Annotated in this window: 14 protein-coding genes and 1 tRNA gene; 4 read left to right on the top strand and 11 right to left on the bottom strand. The window is 42.7% G+C overall.

Annotated features, from left to right (window positions below; all coding sequences use genetic code 11):
- Positions 1–61 precede the first annotated feature (61 nt).
- Positions 62–763: a PH domain-containing protein gene (locus MUCPA_RS23985; RefSeq protein WP_008509911.1), complete on the top strand. Its 702-nt coding sequence runs from the start codon at positions 62–64 to the stop codon at positions 761–763.
- A 228-nt stretch (positions 764–991) separates the two neighbouring features.
- Here the strand turns inward: MUCPA_RS23985 and MUCPA_RS23980 are convergent, their stop codons facing one another.
- Together MUCPA_RS23980 and tyrS are read right to left on the bottom strand one after the other, a co-directional pair.
- Positions 992–1,984: an IS110 family transposase gene (locus tag MUCPA_RS23980; protein ID WP_008505051.1), complete on the bottom strand. Its 993-nt coding sequence runs from the start codon at positions 1,982–1,984 to the stop codon at positions 992–994.
- Positions 1,985–2,432: 448 nt separating this feature from the next.
- On the bottom strand, positions 2,433–3,716 hold the full coding sequence (tyrS, locus tag MUCPA_RS23975; RefSeq protein ID WP_008509909.1) for a tyrosine--tRNA ligase: 1,284 nt from the start codon (positions 3,714–3,716) through the stop codon (positions 2,433–2,435).
- Positions 3,717–3,846: 130 nt separating this feature from the next.
- On the opposite strand from tyrS, the gene MUCPA_RS23970 reads away from it, so the two are divergent.
- A complete protein-coding gene (locus tag MUCPA_RS23970) occupies positions 3,847–4,515 on the top strand; it encodes a hypothetical protein (RefSeq protein ID WP_008509907.1) in 669 nt (222 codons plus the stop codon).
- Between the two features lie 317 nt (positions 4,516–4,832).
- Positions 4,833–6,824 carry a 30S ribosomal protein S1 gene (gene rpsA / locus MUCPA_RS23965; RefSeq protein WP_050982151.1) on the top strand — a complete coding sequence of 664 codons (1,992 nt, stop codon included), beginning with the start codon at positions 4,833–4,835 and terminating at the stop codon, positions 6,822–6,824.
- Between the two features lie 435 nt (positions 6,825–7,259).
- Here rpsA and MUCPA_RS23960 read toward each other — a convergent pair whose 3' ends face one another.
- From MUCPA_RS23960 to MUCPA_RS23955, 3 genes are all read right to left on the bottom strand, one after another.
- On the bottom strand, positions 7,260–7,739 hold the full coding sequence (locus MUCPA_RS23960) for a hypothetical protein (RefSeq protein WP_008509904.1): 480 nt from the start codon (positions 7,737–7,739) through the stop codon (positions 7,260–7,262).
- A 3-nt stretch (positions 7,740–7,742) separates the two neighbouring features.
- Positions 7,743–7,907: a hypothetical protein gene (locus MUCPA_RS37885; RefSeq protein ID WP_008509902.1), complete on the bottom strand. Its 165-nt coding sequence runs from the start codon at positions 7,905–7,907 to the stop codon at positions 7,743–7,745.
- A gap of 91 nt (positions 7,908–7,998) precedes the next feature.
- A complete protein-coding gene (locus MUCPA_RS23955) occupies positions 7,999–9,132 on the bottom strand; it encodes an alpha/beta hydrolase (RefSeq protein WP_008509900.1) in 1,134 nt (377 codons plus the stop codon).
- A 719-nt stretch (positions 9,133–9,851) separates the two neighbouring features.
- Here MUCPA_RS23955 and MUCPA_RS23945 point away from each other — a divergent pair.
- Positions 9,852–9,924, top strand: a tRNA-Lys gene (locus tag MUCPA_RS23945).
- 193 nt (positions 9,925–10,117) lie between these two features.
- Here the strand turns inward: MUCPA_RS23945 and MUCPA_RS23940 are convergent.
- From MUCPA_RS23940 to MUCPA_RS23910, 6 genes are all read right to left on the bottom strand, one after another.
- The gene (locus MUCPA_RS23940; RefSeq protein ID WP_008509898.1) at positions 10,118–11,272 is read right to left on the bottom strand and encodes a tyrosine-type recombinase/integrase; all 1,155 of its coding nucleotides are present in this window, start codon (positions 11,270–11,272) and stop codon (positions 10,118–10,120) included.
- Between the two features lies 1 nt (position 11,273).
- Positions 11,274–12,406 (bottom strand): IS630 family transposase gene (locus MUCPA_RS37200; RefSeq protein WP_085983326.1). Its coding sequence is split into 2 segments (ribosomal slippage): positions 11,274–11,980 and positions 11,980–12,406, totalling 1,134 coding nucleotides; the frame shifts between segments, so codons are not numbered across the junction.
- 1,145 nt (positions 12,407–13,551) lie between these two features.
- Positions 13,552–14,316, bottom strand: a complete 765-nt coding sequence (locus MUCPA_RS23925) for an alpha/beta hydrolase (protein ID WP_008509892.1) — start codon at positions 14,314–14,316, stop codon at positions 13,552–13,554.
- Between the two features lie 94 nt (positions 14,317–14,410).
- Complete coding sequence (locus tag MUCPA_RS23920) at positions 14,411–16,228, bottom strand: arylsulfatase (protein WP_008509891.1); 1,818 nt, start codon at positions 16,226–16,228, stop codon at positions 14,411–14,413.
- A 31-nt stretch (positions 16,229–16,259) separates the two neighbouring features.
- Positions 16,260–17,609: an LLM class flavin-dependent oxidoreductase gene (locus tag MUCPA_RS23915; RefSeq protein WP_008509888.1), complete on the bottom strand. Its 1,350-nt coding sequence runs from the start codon at positions 17,607–17,609 to the stop codon at positions 16,260–16,262.
- A 24-nt stretch (positions 17,610–17,633) separates the two neighbouring features.
- Entirely contained in the window at positions 17,634–18,992 is a 1,359-nt protein-coding gene (locus MUCPA_RS23910; RefSeq protein ID WP_008509887.1) for an MFS transporter, read from the bottom strand.
- Positions 18,993–19,011: the final 19 nt, after the last annotated feature.

Below are 19,011 nucleotides of genomic sequence, written 5' to 3'. Positions count from 1 at the left end.
AGTAAAGCTAACTAACAGAATATTATTATTTTTGCCTCGAAAAAATATAATCATCAAAATAATGATCGACAAATTTTTAAATGACCAGCAGGATCCTGCAACTTTAGAAAAGGTTTACTCGCGCATGGTTGATCTGTTAACCACCGGAGAGGAAATTTTATACATAGCGATACAAAAAAAGCCGATTGTTAACCTGATGCCCGATTCTATCGCATTAACCAACAAACGCGTTTTGTTTTTTTCGCCAGGCAACCTCGGATTTTCTATGAAGTTTGTTGATTTTGTATGGAAGGATATTGTTGACGTACAAATTAAAGAAGAATTTTTAGGCGGCGTTTTCAGCGTTAAAACCACTAACGGTGCCGAAATGGGGGTTGATTATCTGCCCAAAGTACAAGCCCGTAAATTATACCAATACGCGCAGGAGCGCAAAGAAGTTGAACGCGAAGCCCGCCGCTTACGCGACCTGGAAGAAAAACGTGCCGAATCGGGCTCTATGCATTTTGACGGACCTGTTACGCCGGCTTTTCCAACACCAGTTGCGCCTATAGCACCTGCTACCGAACCTGTTCAGACTGCCCCAGCAATACAGTTACCGCCGCCTATCCCTACTCCGCCGCCTGTTACAGCAGCGCCAGAGCCTGCCCCTAAACCAGATGAACTGACAGAAAAGCTAAAGAAATTGAAGACCTTGTTTGATCATGGTTTGATTACGCAGGACGAATACAACAAAAAGAAAATGGATTTGCTAAGTGATTTTTAAATCACGCGGATCCGGGGATGGTAAAGGTTATTTCAACCCGAAAAGCGTTTATCATCCCGACAGGATGGAGAGATTTTTTGCACAAGGTAAGTTTCAGTAAACCAATCATAAGCAGATTACTGCGCGTGATAAGTATGCGGTAGGCCAGTCGCTCGCAAAAGATTTCTCCTCGTACCTCGTCGTATTCTAGGTTTCGAACAATTCCAAATTTAATTTAAAAAAGATATTTTAAGCTGACCTTCGATAGTTTTCAACATACATTTCTCCCCTTTTCACTAAGGAGAACATTCGTAGTATCAGTTTGAATTTTATATTGTTTAGCACCAACCCATATTCTTTATTCTGCATCTTGCGCTCTGCGTATGCCCTGATTTCGGGGTCATGCTGCATAGCTGTTTTAGCTGCCTGGTTAAGTTCCTGTTTCAATTCCTTTTGCGCTAGGTTGCTTGTTCGCCTTCGTCCTTTTTTACTTGTTCCCGAGGTATGCTCAAAGGGAATCACCCCTACATATACAGCATAGTGCCTCGCGTCAGGAAAGCTTGTAAAATTCTCCGTGTAGGCTATGGTCATCCAACCATTCACTGCGCCTATGCCTTTAATGCTGGTGATGATCCGGTAATTCAGATACATCTGCTCATTGCTTTTGATCAGTTCCATGATCCGCGATTCTAGCTCCTTGATATATTCCGAATTGGCATCTCTTTTTTCGTTAGATATACGGACGATCATATCCTGGTTACTTACCTCATACATATGTTTCCGCTCACCAACAGAGCTCTGATATCCAGCACTTTCCCGTACCAATCGTTTACGGAATGAAAGCAAGGTCTTAAGCTCTAAGATTTTATTATCCAACAACTTAGATGGTTCAAGACGCTTGATCTTATCTTCTCCATACTGACCGATCCGGAATGCGTCGGCCCTATCGCTTTTGCCCCTGATCATACCCATCGATTGCTTAATCTCTAGTCCAGGCACCCGCCGATAAGCTATAGACTGTGACTCGCAAAACTGGATGAAACGGTATTCATAACCGCCGGTATATTCCAGTACGATAAACGTTTCCCGTAAATCGATCAGGTTGGTTTTGCACCATTTTTTAAACTTGCCGAATCCTTCACTATTGTTATCGATGTGAACGAACAGCTTACGCTCCGACCAACAGATATCGACCGTCTTTTTTGATACATCGACACCTAAAACAACATTCCATGTTTTCATACGTTTGTGTTTTGATCAATTAATTTAATTGCCTTTTGCCAATCACCTTTGATAAATCAATGGAATTATTCTAGCTGGGCCTTGGGCAATCTTAAAAAGGCAGGGAACTAATACGACGATTGGTTCTAAAAACCAGGAATGACAAAAGTTCACCCTGCCTTTTTTATAACTTATCCACAAACTCTTTAGTTTTTAACACCCCCCTGCACCCCCGTTTTCAACAATAACAATTGCTATTAATTATTATCTTTAGACCAAAGGAAATGACATTTTATTATGATTTGACGCCGCTCTCAAACTATGTCATCCAGACCAGAGGGAGGGGTCTTCTGCATGCGATAAGTATGCGGTACACCGGTCCCTCGCAGACGTTTCCTCCTCGTACCTCGTCGAAATGACATATTTTTTTTAGCGGGGGAAATTAGAAATCCCCCCCCGCTAAAAATGGTTATTCAACCACAATCAAAAAATAATTTTTCTTCCCTTTTTGGGCTACCAGGAATTTATTGTTGATTAACTGTGCATCACTATAAACCTCATCAACAGAAGCCACCTTTAATTTATTGATAGCTACCCCACCACTTTGGATCATTTTTTTGGCTTCGCCTTTGGAAGGGAATACAGCAGATTGGGCAGCAAGCAGATCAACCACGTTTACACCCGATCCAAAATCGGCACGGGCAATAGTAAAATTAGGCACGCCGCTAAACAAGGCAAGCACCTCCTTATCGCTTAATTCATTTAAAAATTCGATGCCTGTATTACCGAACAAAAACTCCGACGATTTGATGGCCTTCTCATATTCATGTTCGCCATGTACACGTATCGTAATATCTTTTGCCAGCGCTTTTTGCAACACGCGTAAATGTGGCGCGGCAAAATGCTCGGTTTCTAAAGCTTCAATGGTTTGCTGATCAAACAGGGTAAATATCCTGATGTAGCTTTTGGCATCCTCGTCGCTGGCGTTGAGCCAAAACTGGTAAAACTGGTATGGCGATGTTTTATCGGCATCGAGCCAGATATTGCCACCCTCGCTTTTGCCGAATTTACTGCCATCGGCCTTTTTTATCAACTGGGTTGTTAAGGCAAATGCCTCACCCGCACTTTTACGCCGGATAAACTCGGTACCTGTTACAATATTGCCCCATTGGTCTGAGCCGCCCATTTGCAGCATACAGTTTTTATTTTTCCAGAGGTAGTAAAAATCGTAACCCTGAACCAACTGGTAGCTAAACTCGGTGAACGACATGCCGGTTTCGCCCTCCAGCCGTTTTTTTACCGAATCCTTGGCCATCATATAGTTCACGGTGATGTGCTTGCCTACATCGCGGATAAAATCCAGGAAGGTAAAATCCTTAAACCAATCGTAGTTATTTACCATTTCGGCGCTATTTTGGCCGCAATCAAAATCCAGGAATTTTTCTAACTGCGCTTGTATGCCTGCCAGGTTTTTTTGCAGGGCATCTTCGGATAATAAATTACGCTCGGCGGATTTGCCCGACGGATCGCCAACCATACCGGTAGCACCCCCAACCAACGCAAAGGGCTTATGGCCGGCACGCTGAAAGTGGATCAGCGTCATGATCTGGGCCAGGCTGCCTACGTGCAGCGAATCCGAAGTAGGATCAAAACCGATGTATCCCGAAACCATCCCTTTATTCAAAAGTTCTTCGGTACCGGGCATAATATCATGCAAAATACCTCTCCAGCGTAATTCTTCAACAAAATTCATATCACAAGTTTTATTCAGAAAAGCGCAAAGATAGGAGAATCACTCAAAAAAGCATGTTGAAGCCGATTGTAATCTTAGTCAAATATTTTCCGTATATTACAAACATCGCCCCTGGGCACCATATACGTTTATGAATTTTTTATCGCATTTTTATTTCGACCGATACTCAACTGATTCTTACCATGTTACAGGAACCGTATTGCCCGACCTGCTCAAAAACGCCGATAAAACCATCAACATCCATCCCGAAAAACTGACCGCACACCCCAACGCGCAGGTTAATTCTATTTTACAGGGCTGGAAAAAACATCTCGAAGTTGATAGGTATTTCCACTCTTCGGAGTTTTTCGCTTATCACTCGCATCAGCTTAAACTGGTTTTAAAACCCGCCATGGTGGGCTCGGTAGTAAAGCCCTTTTTTTTAGGACACGTTGCGCTGGAACTGGTGCTGGACAATTTATTAATAACCGTTAGCCATTTAAATGTAGACCATTTTTACCAGCACCTGGAAGATACCGACACCGAAACGCTCCGCAGCTTTTTAAATTACAGCGGCATGAACGATACCGAGCGGTTTTTTAAATTTTTTGTCGATTTTAAAAGACACCGCTACCTCCATACCTATGCCGAGGCAGGCCAAATAGCTTATGCCTTAAAACGCATTTGTATGCGCATATGGCAAGATCCTTTTACCCCACTACAGGAGGCCACCATGACGGATGTTTTATTAGAATACCGCACCTTGTTAAGCGGTTGCTTTATGCAGATTTTTGACGAGATTGCCGAGCATTTAAGTTAACCTTAGTGTCAGCCGGGAGTCCAGAGTCGGAAGTCTTGAGTCAGGAGTTGGACGTCTTGAGTCAAAAACCCTGAGTAAGGGCCCTGGTCGAAATTTCAAAATTCTATTCTGTTGTTTTTTTACTCAGGGGCCAGGAATTTATACTCAGGGCTAACCGGCAATCTCCATCGGTGTTGCCTAAGCCCTGCTTCTGAACATATTTTTTGTAAAAAATGCTTAGAAATCAGCCCATAAGATAAAAAATATTTTTTAGTACCAAAAATATATCCATACCTTTGCAGTCCCAATTGAATTGGGAAAAGGAGACAAATTATTTAATGGCAAAAAAACAAGAAGCAGAAAAAGAACTAAAAGCTAAAGAAGCTGAGTTAGGTGTTGATACCCTGACTAAAGAAAGAGAAAGCATTGAATCAGAGGCTGATTCATTGTCTATCGAAGAAATCAAATCTACAATCGCCCCGGTAAAACCTGAGGATTTTGATTGGGATGCTGATGACAAAAAATTTGGTAATTACAGCGACTCTGATCGCGAAGCCTTAGAAAAAATGTACGATGGAACTTTCAGTTCAATCAACAAAGGTGAAATTATCAGTGGTGTTGTAGTTAACATCAACAACAAGGATGTAGTATTAAACATCGGCTTTAAATCTGATGGTTTGGTATCTCTTTCTGAATTCCGTGACACCCCTGATTTAAAGGTGGGTGATGAGGTTGACGTGTTTGTTGAATCGCAGGAAGATGCTAACGGACAGTTGGTACTTTCGCGTAAGCGCGCTAAAACTCAAAAATCATGGGAGCGTATCAACAGTGCTTTAGATAACGATGAGATCATCACCGGTTTTGTGAAGAGCAGAACTAAGGGTGGTTTAATTGTAGATATTATGGGCGTTGAAGCCTTTTTACCTGGTTCGCAAATTGACATCAAGCCTATCCGCGATTATGATGTTTATGTTGGTAAAACCATGGAATTCAAAGTTGTTAAGATCAACCACGAGTTTAAAAACGTAGTGGTATCGCACAAGGTGCTGATTGAAGACGATTTGGAAAACCAAAAAACTGAAATTGTTGCCAAACTGGAAAAAGGCCAGGTATTGGAAGGAACCGTTAAAAACATTACAGACTTCGGTGTATTTATCGATTTGGGTGGTGTTGATGGTTTACTGCACATTACTGATATATCTTGGGGCCGTATTGAGCATCCGAAAGAAGTATTATCATTGGATCAGAAGATCAACGTTGTTGTTCTGGACTTTGATGATGAGAAAAAACGTATCGCTCTTGGTTTAAAACAATTAACCCCTCACCCTTGGCAAAGTCTGGATGAAAACATCCAGGTTGGCTCACACGTTAAAGGTAAAATTGTTACCGTTGCGGATTATGGCGCATTCCTTGAAATCATCCCTGGTGTTGAAGGCTTGATCCACGTATCAGAAATGTCATGGTCACAAAACTTACGTAACCCACAAGAGTTCTTGAAAGTTGGCGACGAAGTTGAGGCACAAGTATTAACTTTAGACCGCGACGACCGCAAAATGTCGTTAGGTATTAAACAATTAACTCCTGATCCATGGCAACATGCTGCTGAAAAATATGCCCAAGGCACTCAGCACATCGCTACAGTTAAAAACATGACCAACTTTGGTGTGTTTGTTGAACTGGAAGATGGTATTGATGGTTTGATCCACATCTCCGACTTATCATGGTCTAAAAAAGTAAATCACCCTAACGAGTTTACCAAGGTAGGCGAGAAATTAGACGTGGTTGTTTTAGAACTTGACGTTGATAACCGCAAATTAAGCTTAGGCCACAAACAACTGGAAGAAAACCCTTGGGATACTTTCGAAACTATCTTCACCATTGATTCAATTCACGAAGGTACTGTATTGAAGGTTACTGATAAGGGCGCCATTGTTGCATTACCATATGGTGTTGAAGGCTTTGTGCCAACCAAACACATGGTTAAAGAAGATGGTAAGAGCTTAAAAACCGATGATACCGGCGAATTCAAGATCATTGAATTTAACAAAGAAAACAAACGTATAGTTATTTCACACGCACGCATCTGGGAAGAAGCGCGTACCGAAGCAAGGGTTCAGGAATTTGAGAACCGCAAAAAAGAAGCTAAGGTTGCCACCAATGCTGTGAAGAAAGTGAAAGACTCTGTTGAAAAATCTACCTTAGGTGATCTGAGCGTACTTGCCCAATTAAAAGAGCAAATGGAAGGCGCAGAAAACAAAGCCAGAAAATCAACAGCTGCCGCAGCTGCTCCAGCTAAGGAAGCAGAAGCATCTGAAGAAGAAGCAGAATAAGTTTTAAATAATTTTCTCTCTGAAAGCCCCGCTCTTTATTGAGCGGGGCTTTTTTTGTTGGGGAGTGATGTGTTTATGACGGTTTGTATTGAGTTAGTAACCAGCTGATTACCAACGCTGTTGGCAGGGCTCAATATGCTGATAGTTCTCCTACTACCGGTTATTAATGGTTCATAGTCTATTGGGGCGAATGGACTCGTAATAAAAATGCTTTAAGTGGGTCTCTAAAATATGATATGGGGAATTGTCTCTGCCCCAACACCACTAATTTAAAATTTGATTACTTATGAAAATTATTAAGAGTAACGCGATGCTAAGGAACGGGACATAAAAACTTAGCGTTTTGCGTCTTTGCATGCAAAATCGCTTAACTTTTTGGGTTGAATACCGCTCTAAATATAATTTCAATCAGTGTGAGTGCGCTACAAACGGCGCTTAAGAATTTTCTCGTAATTTTTTGATTTGTTCGAGCGCCAATACGTCTACCTGATCTTTTGGTCTGTTAACAACTTTCTTATTTTCAATTAGTTGGTTAATGTGCAAAAATGGAATATTGATATTTTCAATATCTGCGATTGACGCCATTTGCAGACATTCATCGAAAGTATAACCTTCAAGGCCTTTCATATCAATTAATATATCAACACGAAGACTATTATTTAAATGAAAATCAGTCCAGCCAGGTATAAATTGCATATATTCTATCATGGGATAGTCGCCTATATCACAACTTATAAAAGCATTCCGAAGCCGTCGCCTATTTTCTAAAGTATCGTTGATCCATATATCCAAGTCTCCGGTAAAACGCTGATAGCCATGAAGGTTAATAGCATATCCACCAACCATAATGTACAGCACACCGTGCTCCTGAAGGGCCTTCCAAAAATTTAATATATCTTCATCAAAAATATCCACAAATTACTTTTTGATAAATGGTTTATGAACAATAGTAGCTTTAGCCATGGTCTGTTGTATTTTATACAGCCGGGTAGCCATTTCAAAACGCTCTTTATAGCTTCGCTTTAAGCCTTCTTTTAAAAGCGCTATTTCAGCTTCATCGAATGTTTGCTTTGGCTTTTCCATCGTGCATAGTCGCTATTTTATCTAATCAAATTTATACAAAAGGGGACTATTAAACAATAAATAACAATTACACACTGCAAGCTACTCCCTCCTACCTGGTTACGTAGTTTAAAAAACGATCTACGGTATAAGTTGCCAATTGTCCGCTCGGCCCGTTTATGGTATAATCGCAGCCGTGGGTGGCCCAGGGTAAGCTGAGCAAAAAATGTTTAACACCTAATTGCTGCAGCTTGTTGTTAAGCCTGCGGCTATGCTCGTAAGCTACCAGCACATCGTTTTCGCCATGAATAAGCAACGTTGGTACCGACTGCTTATTTACAGCCAGTATAGGCGAACTGGCTTCGTAATTATGGGGCACCGAGGCATATCCTCCCCCCAGGTAATCGCTCATTACTTTGCGCGAATCCATCACCAGAGGGCTGGCCGGAACTGAATATCCCCAAACCATGTCGGCAGGTCCATAATAACTAATTACAGCTTTTAAGCCGCGCTGGTGCAGGGTATAAGCGGCCAACAAGGCAACCTGGCCGCCTGCGGAGCGCCCTAACAGCACAAAATTACTGGTATCAACATGTAGCTCGCCCGAGTGCTTTATCAAATAAATTATCGCCGTATTGACATCTTCAACTGGCGCAGGGTTCTGGTACTGCGGCGCAAGCCTGTAATTGATAGCAGCTACATTGTAACCCGCCTTAGTTAAGTGTGTATTGAGCTCGGGTAACTGGTTGCTATTGCCGCTACTCCATGAACCCCCATGCACCACCACCACACAGGGCCTGCTACCGGCTGTAAGGGCGGGGTAATAGTTAAGTGTTAAATGATACTCCGGGCTATAGGTAAATGTTTTAAAGGGTGTAGACTTATCGCCTATGCCAGCAAGCATTTTTAAAAACCGGAACGGCTCGCGCAGCGCCCTGTTGTGGGCCTGCGTGCTTCCTGGGCCAAATACGTATTCAAAATCGGGTTTAAGATTGCCCGCTACACCATAGGCCCTTACCACAGGCGAGCAAAATAACACCAGCGCGGTAATCCCCGGTATAGCCCCCGCCCATTGATATTTTTTTACGCCAAAACCCCACAAAACCACAAATAGACTAACTAATATAAATACCCACGGATACTCAGTTACCATCACAGACACGAGCCACAAAAAATAAACCGGTGCTTTGAATACGGCCAGCAGCGAGAGCAAAAATAAAAACCACAAAAAAACAACTCTTATCATTTGCTTGTTTTATAAAATAAATAATGCGTTAAATATGCTGGTGCTATCACCAAAGTTGCATAGCCCCGTACCTGCCGGGTAAAATAGCGGAAAAACTTTTGTTTACATAGAACAGCAGGATGCCTTTTTAATAATTCACAAATACTACAATCAGGCAAAATACCCGGGACGCTATTGGGGATTAATGACTCGTTGCAACACATACAATTACGTTGCCTGTAAAACCTTTACGCTTTACAGAAAAATGGTTATGATAGGTTTACGATATTTTTAAGCAACGGATTGGTTAGCCACTGCATTTTTAAAAAAAATGAAGGTAGAGTTTTATTTTTTTTAAAACAAACTGTTATTGGTGATTAAATAGATAATATTTGCCACTGCAAAAAAAACGGATTAGCTGCCCTAATTGCTGGTTAAAAGTAAGCGCGTGACCTATATCAAACAGTACTACGCGCTCCCTAACACAAGTTGATTAGCTATTAAACCACACACCGCACATCTATTTTGGATAAAAGATACAGCCCGAATGTATACTTAGGGGCAGCTGAATTGCAAAATTGAGTAATAGGATAGCCCCCCACGGAAGCTTAAGTTAATTTTTAAATTAAATTTACTGTTTTTGAGCAGGTTAACTAATTATGTAAAATTTATTAAGAAATAACTTGCAGTATATAGCAAAGAGCTCTATATTTGCACCACCAAAAAAAAGAACGGTAAACGATTCCGTAGCTCAGCTGGTAGAGCATAACACTTTTAATGTTGGGGTCCTGGGTTCGAATCCCAGCGGGATCACGATTTTTTTGGCAACGCCTTGTAAGTCAACTACTTACAAGGCGTTTTTAGTTACAGGTACAACATAGGTAAAACATTTGAACCCTTGGCTCTAATTCTGTTTTGGGTGATCCCTGCCGGGCCCTGGCGAAAATTTTTATAAACAATTCATTTATGCCATTTTAGCATTGGCCATATTCATAGATAAACACATTCACGCTCTGCCCTTGCGTTCTATTTTATCGAAAACAGACATGGCCTTATCCAATTCCATATTCAATATCTTGGCGTAGACTTCCGTCTGTTTAACCGATGCGTGCCCCATTAGCTTGGATACATATTCAATACGCATACCCTTTTGCAATGCCCTGACAGCCCAGCTATGCCTGGCGGTATGAAAAGAGATCTCCTTATCAATCTTAGCACGTTTAATTAATTGTCGCAGGTTTTTATTGGTATATGCCGTAGCGGATGAAATGGCTTTAAATATCCGAAGTTCATCAGTTTCATCTTTGTCAATGCGTAACAGTGGAAAAATAAATGATCGGGGTTCAATATCGCTTCCAATTGATTTCTTTTTTGCAAATGCGCGGTAAAAAGATAAAAGATTTAATGATTTCTTGGGTAGCTTTATGCTTAGATCTTCCTTTGTTTTTCTGATCTGGAAGAATAAGTGTTCCCCATCAAAATTCTCCCATCGCATCATTAGCAAATCAGAAATGCGAACTCCTCCCGAATAAGCACTAAAAACATATAGGTTTCGATGATGATTAAGCATGCTCAATTCTTCCAGCTCCAGCTTTTCTAATCTTTCTAATTCATCATCCAACAAAAATGCCCTTTTAGTTTTTTCTCCCTTTAGTTTGATCTTATTAAAGGGATTCTTTTCCGCAGGCATCATCTCTTCATTGACGGCATAAATAACCATTTTTCTGATCACTTTGAGATTAGAATGAATGGTATTGGCTTGGTTATGGAGTTTATCGCTGAGATGCTGATGGAAATCTTGAATGAATTTTACGCTAATCTCATCAAAGAATAAAGGTTCATCATTGCAGAATCTTTTCAATTTGGCAACAACGCCATCGCATCGCCTGATTGAACCGATCTTTAAGTTTTCATACAACGTTTTACGATGCATCTCCACGAATGCAAAGAAGTCTTCCGGCGCCTTTCCAATTATCTTCGATTTAATATCATAAGCTGTGATGAATTTAGATTTGCTTTCCATTTCCAAAGCGAGTGCTTCCGCTTCAGCCTCTTTTACAGCCAGAAAACTATTGATCTGGCTGGCGTTTTTCGCTCCCGGCTTTATTTTACCGGTTTGCGGATTCCAATTCTTGGGATCAATATAAACATCTAGTGTCACGTCAAGTTAAAATTGTCGGGTAAAGGTGTTTGAGTTTAATCCTTGCATCGTCATTTGTAAATTGCCAGTTAATGGTAGCTTCTTTATTGTTTCGGTGGGTTTGCCAGGCCAACACTTCTTTTTGCATCTTTTTGATATTGTCAATCCTTCGGTTTAGACATTGTCCCATCAAAACATTTAACTCTATTTCTGCCATGTTCAACCAACTGCCATGCTTTGGGGTGTAAACAAATTCAAACCTGTCCCTTAGTCGTTTGGCTTCTTTCGGCTCAAAGGCCTCGTACAACGCTGCTGGTTTATGTGTGCCAAGGTTATCCATTACCAAGGTTATTTTAGTGACTTTCGGGTACCAATCGTCGGCTATTTGTTTGATGAATTTTGCCCAGTCTGTTTTTGTTTTCCGTTCTGTCACCTCCACATATCTTTTCCCGTTCAATGGCTCTGATGCCAAGAATATATTGGCTACCCCGCAACGCGCATATTCAAAATCTTCCCGAGCATCTTGTCCGGGTTTCATTGGGATGGGCAACCGTGTTTCTGTAATCAGCTGTTTTGGGGACTCATCCATACAAACGACCGGAAACTCTTGGCTATAAGGTCGTTTATATACATCCAGCAAATGCTCCATATTAGCAACAAAATCACTGCTTTGGTGCGGTGGTATTACCCAGCCTTTTACTTTCCAGGGTTTTAACTCGTTTTTTTTAACGTCTTTCTTATCGTTTCATAGGAAATATCTTCTACATATTTCAACTCAACCATTTTATCAGCCAATAAACGTAGCGACCATTTTGAAAAGCCTTCGGGTGCTTTGCCACAACTTAATGCTATTAAATGCGCCTCGGCTTCCCCGTCTATTTTTTTTGCTTTTGTCTTGATTATAGGCTTACGGTCCAGGCACGCTTCAAAACCGTCTTCAACAAAACGCTGTTTGACCCGGTCAATCATTCGCATGCTTACTTTTAAAACACGGCTGACTTCTTCGTTGATGATCTTTTCCCCAAGTCCACTTTCATCGCAATTCAATAAAATATAAGCATTGCGATACTGTTGGGCACTGTGAGAACCCTTGCTGATTATTGCACTTAGCCGCCCCCGCTCTTCTTCTGTTAACGTTACTCTATACTTTATCATATCCGTTTTGGATGATAAAGGTATAATAAATATACGACAATATCAAATTGACGCGACACTAGTGCTACGTACTTTGATTTGCGATTCTTTGTTAACCGAAGATACATAGGTACTTGGCCTTGTTTGTTTACTTTATCAAGTCTGGGAAATATTTTTACTGATGCCATATATTTTATATGACAACGTTAAAATTACCTCAGAATTATTTCTAATATCTTTTAGAAATAATGAACTTAAAAATCAGGATTTAGCTAAAATAATCAGTTTTACAAATTGCAACATTACCTAAGTTTACATCTGTAATAACGGACAAAGATCATCCCTTTTACCAAACAAATACTTAAATGATTGGACGATACGGTTATTTAGAAGACTTCATTAATGAACAGTTCGTTCTAATGGAAAGTATGCTTTTTGTTTTATATCGATCAACGAACATTAGAGCAAATACTGTCGATTGACTGTGTAGAACCGAATTGGTTATCAATTCAGAAAGAATAACTATTAACATCACTGCACCATTTTTCTCTGCTGCTTTTAATAACGGTGGCAACTCGTCAGACACTATAAATTCCGAACCTAAAAATCTATACTTACTAATAATATCGCAACTTTAGTTGTGCCAATAGTCCGTTTTATTTCTTCCTTCCATTTTTGGCCTGGTTGAATTTTCGTATCATTCCCAGATATCAATTTGACTTAAAAACGGTTTAAAATACCGTTTAGTCGAAGGATCTACTAATGCGCCGCTCGCGCTGAGCAGATTAAAAAAGGCTGCATAAAAAGAGGGCAATATCACTTTAACCAAGACGGTAACGGGCAGGCTTACAATTAATGCCCAATGATTTAAGGTACGCGCTACCGCTGCCGGAGGATATTATCAAATTCACGGGGATATATCCCCCACGGTAGTTTATTTCATCAACGGCAATCCTGGATTGCCGTTGATGATGTTGATATATTTTCGATAATGCGTGGCTTACCGCCGGTATTCTATGGATCAATAGCATATTGTTTACCCTTGTTTATTAATATGCTTTCGCTAAAAACATAGACCAGTATGCCAATAAATAGCATGCCCCTGTTTGAAGTACGAACAGGTATAAGCTTATCGTCTACTTAATAAACGTAATCGTTTTGATGGATCATTGCTGATACGGAAAGACTGCAGCCGCTTCGATCAGGTCTGTAATCTCTTTCGGATGTGACAGGATTACCGCGTGGCTTGCATCAATTTCCGTCGTTTTGGCTTTGATCCTTTTGGCCATGAAACGTTCCAGGTCCGGATTGATCGCTTTATCAGCGGTGGCAACAACATACCAGCTGGGCTTGGTTTTCCAGGCCGCGTTTTCCACTTTGTCGGTGAATAATGATTGGGCGGCGGGCAATTGCGTGGCATAAGCAATCCCCTGTTGTTTAGTGGTCAGGTCTCCGCCGAAAATATGATCAATTCCATCTTTTGACAGGTACAGAAAACCATTAAATGGCCTGACATATCTGACCAGTTCCGTCGCTGCGGCATTACCGGATAGCGCGGGAAGTGTTTCGCCCACCTCCGGCACCAGGGCGGCGATATAAACCAGGCCAAGCACCTTTGGATCATTACCTGCCTGGGTAATTACATAGCCTCCCCAGGAGTGTGCTACCAGTATCACTTTTCCCGGTGCCCGGTCTATCGCGCGTTTGGTTGCAGCAACGTCATCGGCAAGGGATGTTAAAGGATTTTGGACCGATACAACGTCGTAACCTTTCGCTTGCAGGGCGGCTATCTCGTCGCTCCAGGAGGAGCCGTCGGCCCATATACCATGAACCAATATAATGGTCGGCTTGGTTGAAGAAGATTGTGCCTTGAGGTTGGTACTAAAGAAAATCACTATAATTAATAGTGAACAAATTTGCAGGTATTTCATATATATGTTATTTAAAGTTAGCTGCGGCGCATTAAAGCACAGCACTGCTAACCGTTGCTTGGAGTGGCATTTCGCCGCAGGTAAATTGTAATTATTAATCTTTTCGCAGTTTCCCTTTAACTAGGTCGTCGTAGGTGATAAAAGGATACAGATGATGCTTTTTAGCCTGCTCTTCGAACAGTGCCTTTAATTCGGCCAGTTTCTCCGGGTACCTTTTGGCCAGGTCGATCCGTTCATTAAAGTCATTATTCAGATTATATAGTTCCCAGGCGTTTTCGTCCTGTACGAGTGAGGCCGGATCATAAAGATTCAAGAATTGTTTAGAATAAGGAAGCCCCGCCTTCCAGCCATCTTTGTAAATGGCGCGTGCCCCAAAAATATAGTATAACTGCTCTGTATGTTTGGATGGAGCATGGGCATTATCAAAAGAATATACCAGCGAAGTGCCCTGGATGGAATCCTGCTTAATCCCCCGGATAAATTCCGGCGCTTTAATTCCTATATAATCAATGGTTGTCGGCAGCAGATCTATTACATGGCCGTACTGGGTTCTGATGCCGCCTTTCTCTTTAATCCCTTTCGGGTAATATACAATCAGCGGATTCCTGGTTGCGCCCTCTGCGTTTGCATCTGTTTTCCAGAATTTAAATGGTGTATTAGCAGCCTGCGCCCAGCCTAAAGGATAATTTACTTCGGTACCTTCCGGTTTACCTATCTGATCTATTTTGCTTAAATTATACTTGATGTTTTCTTCTTCCGGAAGCGGCTTTGAGAATAAGGCCCTGTCGATATCCCCGTTGAGGGTTCCTTCCTTACTGGCGCCGTTATCACCAATCACCACAAACACCAGGGTATTATCAAGTTGTTTAATTTCCTTTAAATGGTTGATCACCCGCCCTATTTCGTGATCGGTATAAGTTAGATACCCGGCGTAAACTTCCATAAAACGGGCATACAGTTTCTTCTCATCAGCAGATAGCGACGCCCAGGCCTTAATATTTGGATTACGCTCCGGTAATACGCCATTAGCCGGAATTAAGCCAAGTTGCTTTTGCTTTTTAAATACCTCTTCTCTAAACACGTCCCAGCCTTTGTCAAACTTGCCTTTATAAGCATCGCTCCACTGTGTGGCTACCTGGTGGGGAGCATGTGTTGCGCCGGGCGCGTAATACAGAAAAAACGGTTTACCTGATTTTGCGTTCTGCTGCCTGTCTATAAAGCTGATGGCTTTGTCGGTAATCTGTTCGTTCAAATGCCTGCCGTCGGGCGTTACGTGCGCGTTATCTTCAACCAGATCCGGCTTATATTGATCGGTTTGCGAACCTAAGAAACCAAAAAAATGTTCAAAGCCCTTACCCGATGGCCAGCGGTCAAACGGACCAGCATCAGTTGCGTCTTCGTCCGGTGTTACGCCGTATTTGCCCACGGCAAAGGTATTGTAACCGCTTTCCCTGAGTATCTCCGCAATAGTACCTTTATCAGAAGGTATCCTGCCGTCATATCCCGGGAACCCTCCGGTCATAAAAGTATGTGCAAACATGCCCATGTGAACATCGTGGTGATTTCGTCCCGTTAACAGTGCGGCCCGGCTCGGCGCACAAACCCCGGCGGTATGAAAATTGGTGTACCTTAGGCCGTTATTGGCTAAATCATCAAATGTGGGCGTACTTATCTGGCCTCCAAAGGTACTTGAAGCTCCAAAGCCAACATCATCCAGCAGTATCCATACAATGTTTGGCGCCCCGGCCGGAGCCTTGATCTGTGCTGTCCAGGCTGCTTTTGACTCCGCTACAGTTCTGCCTATCACGCCCTTAAACGGCTCCTGCTGCTGCGAAATATTCTGACTGAATACGGGCCGGTTAAGAAAACCGCTGCCCGCTATGGCAAAGACAATAATTATTCTGTTCTTCATTTTTTTATTGATTTATATCTGTAAAAGTTGTTTAAAAAGTGTTGGATGTATAGCCGGCATACTGATTTTGCGGCCTTTTCAGTCCCAAATTCTCCCTCAGCGTTCTTCCTTCATAAGCTGTACGGAACAGGCCCCTGCCCTGTAATTCGGGAATAACCTGCTCAACAAACTCACTTAATCCTGACGGCAAAAGCGGAGGCATCACGTTAAACCCGTCGGCGGCAAAGTTTGTGAACCATTCCTCGAGCTGATCGGCAATAGATGCTGGTGTGCCGAAAATAGTCCAGTGGCCCCGCCCTCCCGCTACCCGCTGAAATACCTGGCGTATGGTTAAATTTTCGCGGAGAGCGAGTTCATATAAAAGCTTAATGCGGGATTGAAAGCCCTCGGAATGTGGCAACTCAGGAAATGGGTCATCCGGACCATATTTGGTTACATCCAATCCAAAATGGTGGATCAGCAAGAGCCCGGAGGCCTCGGGTATCAAATCCTGAAGCTGCTGGTACTTTGCTTTCGCTTCCTGCTCCGTTTTGCCGATCACAGGGTAAACACCGGGCAAAATAAGCAGTTCGTCTTCTCTCCGGCCATATTTGGCCAGTCTTGATTTAAGGCCTTGATAAAAGGCAACGGCATCCTGCAAGGTTTGTTGGGCTGTAAATACAACCTCGGCAGTTTCGGCGGCCAGCTCCTGCCCATCTTCGGATGACCCGGCCTGGACCATTACCGGGTAACCTTGCACGGGCCTCCTGATATGCAGCGGCCCTTTTACGGTAAAATGCTCGCCCCTGTAATTGAGCTCATGAAGTTTATCCGGCTGATAAAATTGTGCACTCTCTTTATTAAAGGTAAAGGCGTCGTCCTCAAAACTATCCCATAACCCTTTTACAATTTTTGCATACTCTGCCGCCCGTCTATAGCGCAGCGAATGATCGCGTTGGTTGTCCAGGGCAAAATTGCGTGCCTCAAAATCTGTTGCGGATGTCACTAAATTCCAGCCAGCGCGGCCATTGCTGATATGATCAAGCGAGGCGAACTTTCGGGCAAGATGAAAGGGCTCCAGGTAAGATGCAGATACGGTAGATATCAATCCGATATGCTCAGTAACAGCCGAAAGGTAGGACAGCAAGGTAATAGGCTCCAGTGAAAAAAAATTAGCATTTTGCGCCCGGCTCTCTGGCGGTGCAGGCTGAAGCCCGAGGTTATCAGCAAAAAAAAGCGCATCAAATAATCCTTTCTCGGCTATTTGCGCAACTTGTTTGTAATGCGATATGGAGAATACGCCATCCCTCTGAGATAAAGGATGCCTCCAGGCGGCTAAATGCTGGCCTGTGCCCATGATAAAGGCATTGAGGTGCATTTGCCGATTAACTTGATTTGACATTTTGTTGGCTTTTATGATGATTGGTTAAGATGCGAGGTTCTCGAGCGATCTTCCGCTGGTTCGCTCTCCCCATAATGCGGTTATAGCGGCTGGTACGGCAAATAAAACAGCCGTAAAGGTGAATACGCCCACATCTCCAAACCTCTCGGAAATTGGCGCTATCAATAGTTGTACAAACGCAATGGCGATTCTGCCAATACTGTATATGAGCCCCACTGCGAGGCCCCGTATAGGAGTTGGATATAGCTCAGCCAGATAGGTTGAAGTAATAGGATTGAGCGCTTGCACAACCAGCGAAAACAAAATAACAAATCCGAAAATGAGATACTTTGATTCGAGATGACCGTATAACAGAGATAAAATTCCGGCGGACAGGAACAAGGTTATAATCGACCATTTCCTACCGCCAAGATCGGATATCAGTGAGGCCACGAATGACGCCGCCGTTAAACCCAGTGCTAAACAGATCGAAAACGAAGCCGTTTCGTCAAGGCTAAAGCCCTTTTTGGAAAACAAGGTAGGTAGCCAGCCCAATATGGCATAGGCCGGATAACCAACCCAAAAAATTGAAGTAAGGACTATCGTCCTCCTCAAATTAGCCTGGCCTGTAAGCGAGCGTATGGTATAGACTAAGCCAAAAGCTTTTTCAGGAACGCTGGTTGAGGGGTTCAACCGGATATCAAGCCCGGTAATATCCCCCAGAATGAGTTCGGCCTCAGCAATACGCCCTTTGGATACCAGCCACCTCGGCGATTCCCTGAGCCAGATAAGCCCGGCAAAGAAAGCCAGGAAACCTGCTCCGCCCAAAAAATAAAGCACACGCCACGCTTCGGGACCGGAGGGAATAATTATTTTATTGAGTAGCCCTAATATGGGTATGCCCAATACGCCAAGCGCAAATACAAGCGCCTGCCAGCGGCCACGGCTTTCGCCCGGAAGCATTTCTATCAGGTATAAATTGGTTACAACCACTAAGCTGGCCGTGCCTATACCTGTAAGGAGGCGGGCAAGCAAAAAGGTAATAAAACCCGGTGCCAAACCGTTGAACAAGGAAAAAACCGAGAAAAAAGCAATGCTTGCCAGCAGTACTTTTTTCCTCCCGAACACATTGGACAAATGCCCTCCTGAAATGCCGCCGATAAACATACCTATAAAAAAGGCAGAATTGATCCAGCCGATTTGCTGAAGAGAAAGGTGCCAAAGTTTGAGGATAGCAGGCGCGACAACGCCAAAATTTGAATTATCCATAAAATCAAAGAAAAATCCAAAAGCGAGCAGGAACACTATTCTTCGTTGTTTGCCGGTCACCGGCAACCCGTCGAAATATTTGGGCTCGGGCGACACTGCATTTTTCACAGGATTATCAATACTGATTGCTGTCATATACCTGGTTTTAATGATG

This window comes from Mucilaginibacter paludis DSM 18603 (assembly GCF_000166195.2).
GTDB classification, from domain to species: domain Bacteria; phylum Bacteroidota; class Bacteroidia; order Sphingobacteriales; family Sphingobacteriaceae; genus Mucilaginibacter; species Mucilaginibacter paludis.
Note: the sequence above shows the minus strand (reverse complement) of the source record. Positions and strands in the feature narration are given on the sequence as shown.

Bases quoted from the DNA above. Each gene is read 5' to 3' on its own strand.
- MUCPA_RS23985 (WP_008509911.1), top strand. From the start codon at position 62: ATGATCGACAAATTTTTAAATGACCAGCAGGATCCTGCAACTTTAGAA.
- MUCPA_RS23980 (WP_008505051.1), bottom strand. From the start codon at position 1,984: ATGAAAACATGGAATGTTGTTTTAGGTGTCGATGTATCAAAAAAGACG.
- tyrS (WP_008509909.1), bottom strand. From the start codon at position 3,716: ATGAATTTTGTTGAAGAATTACGCTGGAGAGGTATTTTGCATGATATT.
- MUCPA_RS23970 (WP_008509907.1), top strand. From the start codon at position 3,847: ATGAATTTTTTATCGCATTTTTATTTCGACCGATACTCAACTGATTCT.
- rpsA (WP_050982151.1), top strand. From the start codon at position 4,833: ATGGCAAAAAAACAAGAAGCAGAAAAAGAACTAAAAGCTAAAGAAGCT.
- MUCPA_RS37885 (WP_008509902.1), bottom strand. From the start codon at position 7,907: ATGGAAAAGCCAAAGCAAACATTCGATGAAGCTGAAATAGCGCTTTTA.
- MUCPA_RS23955 (WP_008509900.1), bottom strand. From the start codon at position 9,132: ATGATAAGAGTTGTTTTTTTGTGGTTTTTATTTTTGCTCTCGCTGCTG.
- MUCPA_RS23925 (WP_008509892.1), bottom strand. From the start codon at position 14,316: ATGAAATACCTGCAAATTTGTTCACTATTAATTATAGTGATTTTCTTT.
- MUCPA_RS23920 (WP_008509891.1), bottom strand. From the start codon at position 16,228: ATGAAGAACAGAATAATTATTGTCTTTGCCATAGCGGGCAGCGGTTTT.
- MUCPA_RS23915 (WP_008509888.1), bottom strand. From the start codon at position 17,609: ATGTCAAATCAAGTTAATCGGCAAATGCACCTCAATGCCTTTATCATG.
- MUCPA_RS23910 (WP_008509887.1), bottom strand. From the start codon at position 18,992: ATGACAGCAATCAGTATTGATAATCCTGTGAAAAATGCAGTGTCGCCC.